The 5,146-nt window shown below is 32.4% G+C and carries 5 protein-coding genes; all 5 read left to right on the forward strand.

Features of this window, described 5'->3' with window-relative positions; genetic code table 11:
* On the forward strand, positions 1–397 hold a 397-nt coding region (locus ACTHW2_RS09930; protein WP_442263764.1), incomplete at its 5' end, for a glycine cleavage T C-terminal barrel domain-containing protein.
* A 19-nt stretch (positions 398–416) separates the two neighbouring features.
* A complete protein-coding gene (gene gcvH, locus ACTHW2_RS09935) occupies positions 417–800 on the forward strand; it encodes a glycine cleavage system protein GcvH (protein ID WP_442263765.1) in 384 nt (127 codons plus the stop codon).
* Position 801: 1 nt separating this feature from the next.
* Positions 802–2,145, forward strand: a complete 1,344-nt coding sequence (gene gcvPA / locus ACTHW2_RS09940; RefSeq protein WP_442263766.1) for an aminomethyl-transferring glycine dehydrogenase subunit GcvPA — start codon at positions 802–804, stop codon at positions 2,143–2,145.
* Positions 2,146–3,600, forward strand: a complete 1,455-nt coding sequence (gene gcvPB, locus ACTHW2_RS09945) for an aminomethyl-transferring glycine dehydrogenase subunit GcvPB (protein ID WP_442263767.1) — start codon at positions 2,146–2,148, stop codon at positions 3,598–3,600.
* Positions 3,601–3,610: 10 nt separating this feature from the next.
* A complete protein-coding gene (lpdA, locus tag ACTHW2_RS09950; protein ID WP_442263768.1) occupies positions 3,611–5,038 on the forward strand; it encodes a dihydrolipoyl dehydrogenase in 1,428 nt (475 codons plus the stop codon).
* Positions 5,039–5,146 lie beyond the last annotated feature (108 nt).

A 5,146-nucleotide genomic window follows, 5' to 3' on the forward strand; every position in this document is an offset into this window, starting at 1 on the left:
ATTTGAAGCTAATCTTCCTTTATATGGTCAGGAATTATCTAAAGAGATATCACCTATAGAGGCAAGGCTTAAGTTTTTTGTAAAGCTTAATAAAGAATCTGATTTTATTGGGAAAGAAGCACTACAAAAACAAGCTAAAGATGGAACTGAAAGAATTTTAGTAGGATTTGAATTATTGGGTAGAGGTATACCGAGGGAAGGTTATGTAGTTTATAAGGATAATGAGGAAATAGGATATGTAACAACTGGCTATAGAAGCCCTACATTAGGCAAAAATATCGGAAATGCTCTTATAAAAGTATCAGAAAAAGAAATTGGTAATGAAATTGATATTATGATTAGGAAAAGACCAGTTAAAGCTAAAGTTATAAACAAAAATTTTTTAAAAAATAAATAAAATTCTAGGAGGTATTTTAATGAAAGTTATTAAAGATTTATATTATTCAGAAGATCACGAGTGGGTTAAGGTAGAGGGTAATGAAGCATATATAGGAATTACAGATTTTGCTCAAGAAGAACTTGGAGATATAGTATATGTAGAACTTCCAGAAGTAGATGAAGAGTTTGAAGAAGATGATGAGTTTGCAGCAATTGAATCAGTAAAAGCAGCTTCAGATGTTTATATTCCGGTTTCTGGAAAAGTAATAGAGACAAATGAAGAACTTTTAGATAGTCCAGAGCTTTTAAATGAAGATGCTTTTAAAAATTGGATTATTAAAGTAGAATTAGAAGATAAATCTGAATTAGACGATTTAATGTCAAGTGGGGAGTACGAAGAGTTTGTAAGTGAGGAGGAGTAATATGTATCCATATATCCCGCATACACCAGAAGATGAAAAGGAAATGCTAGCCTCAATAGGTCTTAACTCTGTAGATGATTTATTTTCAGATGTACCAAAAGATGTAGCTTTAGGTAGGGAACTTGACCTACCTCTTGCTATGTCAGAACTTGAGGTTAAAAGTTATTTAAATAAGTTAGCTAATAAAAACTGCTCTGCTAGTGAAAATGTTTGTTTTTTAGGAGCAGGATCATATGACCATTATATACCAACAATAGTAGATCATATAATTTCTAGAAGTGAGTTTTATACATCTTATACTCCTTATCAGCCTGAGATAAGCCAAGGTACTCTTCAATATCTGTTTGAGTATCAAACACTGATATCAGAGTTAACTGGACTTCCAATAGCAAATGCGAGTCTTTATGATGGAGGAACTGCAGTAACTGAAGCAGCCCTTATGGCATGTGATGTTGCTAGAAAGAAAAAAATCCTTGTTTCTGAAACTGTAAATCCTCAAACTAGAGAAATTTTAAAAACTTATGCACATATACAAAAATTAGAACTTGTAGAAGTTGGTATGAAAGATGGTATTACAGATTTAGAAGAATTAGAATCTAAAATAGATGATGAAGTAGGAGCCGTTATAGTACAAAGTCCTAACTTTTTTGGAATAGTTGAAGATTTAAAAACTTCTGCTGATATAGTACACAAGTCTAAAAAAGCAGCAATAATAGCTTCAGTAGATCCTATATCACTTGGAATATTAAAAAGACCAGGAGATATAGGAGTAGATATAGTTGTAGGAGAAGGACAATCTCTTGGAATACCAATGCAATTTGGTGGTCCATATTTAGGGTTCTTAGCAACTACTAAAAAATATTTAAGAAAGCTTCCTGGTAGAATAGTAGGGGAAACTACTGATCTAGATGGGAAACGATCTTTTGTATTAACACTTACTGCAAGAGAACAGCATATTAGACGTGCAAAGGCAACTTCAAATATTTGTTCAAACCAAGGACTAAATACATTAGCAGCTACAGTATATATGGTAACACTAGGAAAAGAAGGGTTAAGAGAAGTAGCTATGCAATCTACTAAAAAAGCACATTATGCATTAGATAAACTCATAGAATCTGGTAAATATAAAAGAGTATTTGATAAACCTTTCTTTAAAGAGTTTGCTCTTTCATCTAGTAAAGATGCTGAAGAGATAATAGAAGATTTAAGAGAAGAAAATATACTAGGTGGTTATAACTTAGGCATAGATTATCCCCAGTTTGAAAATAGTATTCTTTATGCCGTAACTGAAAAGCGAACTAAAGATGAAATTGATAAACTAAGCAGTGTATTGGAGGGGATATAAATGAGAGATTATGATAAATTAATATTTGAACTTTCAAAATCAGAAAGAAAAGCTTATAAACTTCCTCCATTAGATGTTGAAGATAAAGATATAAGTGAGTTTTTCCCGGAGGAATTTATAAATGAAAAACCTCTTACCTTACCAGAAGTAAACGAGGTTGAAGTAATAAGGCATTATACAAACCTTTCAGATAAAAACTATGGACTTGATACAGGTTTTTATCCATTAGGATCATGTACTATGAAATATAATCCTAAAATAAACGAAGATATAGCAAGAATTGATGGATTTGCAAATCTACATCCTCGTCAAAGAGAAGATTGTACACAAGGTGCTCTTCAACTTATGTATGAATTGCAAAACTCCTTATCAGAAATTTCAGGCATGGATCAAATGACACTTCAGCCTGCTGCTGGAGCACATGGAGAACTTACTGGGATTATGATAATAAAAGCTTTCCATGAAAACAATGGAGATACTAAGAGAGATACTATAATAGTACCTGACTCGGCTCATGGAACAAATCCAGCTACTGCAACTATGGCAGGATACAAAACTGTAGAAGTAAAATCAACAGAAAAAGGAACAGTAGATGTTGAAGCCTTAAAGCAATTAGTAGGAGAAGATACAGCTGGACTTATGCTTACTAACCCTAATACTTTAGGTTTATTTGAAAAAGATATTAAAGAAATTGCAAAAGTGGTTCATGATGCTGGAGGACAGCTTTACTATGATGGGGCTAATGCTAACGCAATACTAGGCCATGCAAGACCAGGAGATATGGGCTTTGATGTAGTTCACTTTAATATTCATAAGACTTTTTCAACGCCACATGGTGGTGGAGGTCCTGGTTCAGGTCCTGTAGGTGTAAAGAAACATCTAACTGAGTTTTTACCAGTTCCTATAGTAAATAAGGAAGAAGAAAGATATTTTTTAGATTATAATATAGAAAACACAATTGGAAAAGTAAAAGATTTTTATGGTCACTTTGGAATATTAGTTAGAGCATACACTTATATATTGACTATGGGTAGTGATGGGCTTAAGAAAGCTTCAGAAATGGCAGTATTAAATGCTAACTATCTCTTAAGTAAATTAAAAGATCATTATCGTTTACCTATAGATACAATTTATAAACACGAATTTGTACTCGGAGGGTTAAAAGAAAAACTATCTGAAGTTACTACTTTAGATATAGCTAAAAGACTTATAGATTTTGGCTTCCATCCGCCAACAGTATACTTCCCTCTTATTATAAAGGAAGCTTTAATGATTGAACCAACTGAAACAGAGAGTATGGAAACTTTAGATGAATTTATAGATGCTATGATAAAGATATCTAAAGAGGCTAAAGAGACTCCAGAAATGGCAAAAGAAGCACCTCACAATACCGAAATTAGAAGACCAGATGAAACTAAAGCAGCAAGAAAACCAGTTGTAACTTATAGAGAGTAGGTGTAAACAATTGACAAAAGATATAGCAATAATAGGAGCAGGTCCTGGTGGATATGTTGCTGCTATTAGAGCAGCTCAAATAGGAGCTAACGTATATTTAATAGAAAACAGAGAAATAGGAGGAACATGCCTTAATAGGGGATGTATTCCAACAAAAACTTATTTTAAAAATGCGGAATTTATGAAAGATGTAAAAAGATCAGAAGAATTTGGACTTAAAATAGATAATTACGATCTAGACGGTAGCGTACTTCAGTCTAGAAAAAACAAAGTTGTTAATGATTTAGTATCAGGTATAGAAAAGCTTCTAGAATCTTATAAAAACATAGAAGTAATTCATGGGACCGCTTCTATAAAAGATAAAAATACTGTTAATGTTGAAAGTGATGATGGACAAAGAGAAGTTAAAGTAGATAATATTATAATAGCTACAGGTTCAGTTCCTCATATGACAGAAACAGAAGGTGTAGATTTAGATGGTGTAATCACATCTGATGATCTATTAGAATTTGAAGAAATACCAAAGAGTTTGATAGTTGTAGGAGGAGGAGTTATAGGTCTTGAATTTGCAAGTATATATCAGGAACTAGGGACTCAGGTAACTTTATTAGCTTCTAGAATATTAAAAGATATGGACAAAGAAATATCAAGACGACTTCCTATGTTTTTTAAAAAGCAGGGGATGGAAGTTTATAAGGATATAAGAGCTAAAGAAATACAAAAAGATGGAGACAAGTTAAAGGTTATAGCAAAGTATAAGAAAAAGGATGAAGAAGTAGAAGTTTCAGGAGACTATGTATTAATAGCTTCTGGAAGAAAACCTGTAACTGATAAACTTGGATTAGAAGAAGTAGGTATAGAGTTTGATAGAAAGGGTATAAAAGTAGATGAAAACTACCAAACAAATATAGAGGGGATATATGCTATAGGAGATGTAAACAGTACGGGGATCCAGTTAGCACATGTGGCTTCAGCACAAGGAACTTTTGTAGTGGAGACAATTCTTGGTGAAAACCCAGATATTAACCTTGATGTTTGGCCTAGTTCTATATTTACTTTACCAGAGATTTCTTTCGTAGGAATGACTGAAAATGAATTAAAAGAAAAGGAAATAGAATATAATACAAGTAAGTCCCTATTTTCAGCAAATGGAAAGGCACTATCTCTAGAAGAAGGAGAAGGCTTTATAAAGGTGTTTAGTTCTAAAGAAGATGGTAAACTTCTTGGTGTTACCATACTTGGCCCTCATGCTAATGATTTGATTCATGAAGGTGCATTAGCCATTTCTAATGATCTAGGTATAGATTCTGTTACAAGAACAATACATGCCCATCCAACCTTAAGTGAGGCTTTTATGGAATCAATAGAAGGCTTAAACGACAGGGCTATTCATATGGCACCACCTAGAAGAAAAAAGAAAAGAAAAAGAAAAAAGTAAATATAAAAAGAAAAAACATAAAATAAGAAAGGTAAATTTACCTTTCTTATTTTATGTTTTTAAGTTATAATAAATAAAAATATTTTATATAGACATAATTAAAGAAAA

This window comes from Tissierella sp., assembly GCF_052089545.1.
Lineage (GTDB): Bacteria > Bacillota > Clostridia > Tissierellales > Tissierellaceae > Tissierella_A.

Coding starts and splice junctions, on each gene's coding strand:
- gcvH (WP_442263765.1), top strand. CDS start 417: ATGAAAGTTATTAAAGATTTATATTATTCAGAAGATCACGAGTGGGTT.
- gcvPA (WP_442263766.1), top strand. CDS start 802: ATGTATCCATATATCCCGCATACACCAGAAGATGAAAAGGAAATGCTA.
- gcvPB (WP_442263767.1), top strand. CDS start 2,146: ATGAGAGATTATGATAAATTAATATTTGAACTTTCAAAATCAGAAAGA.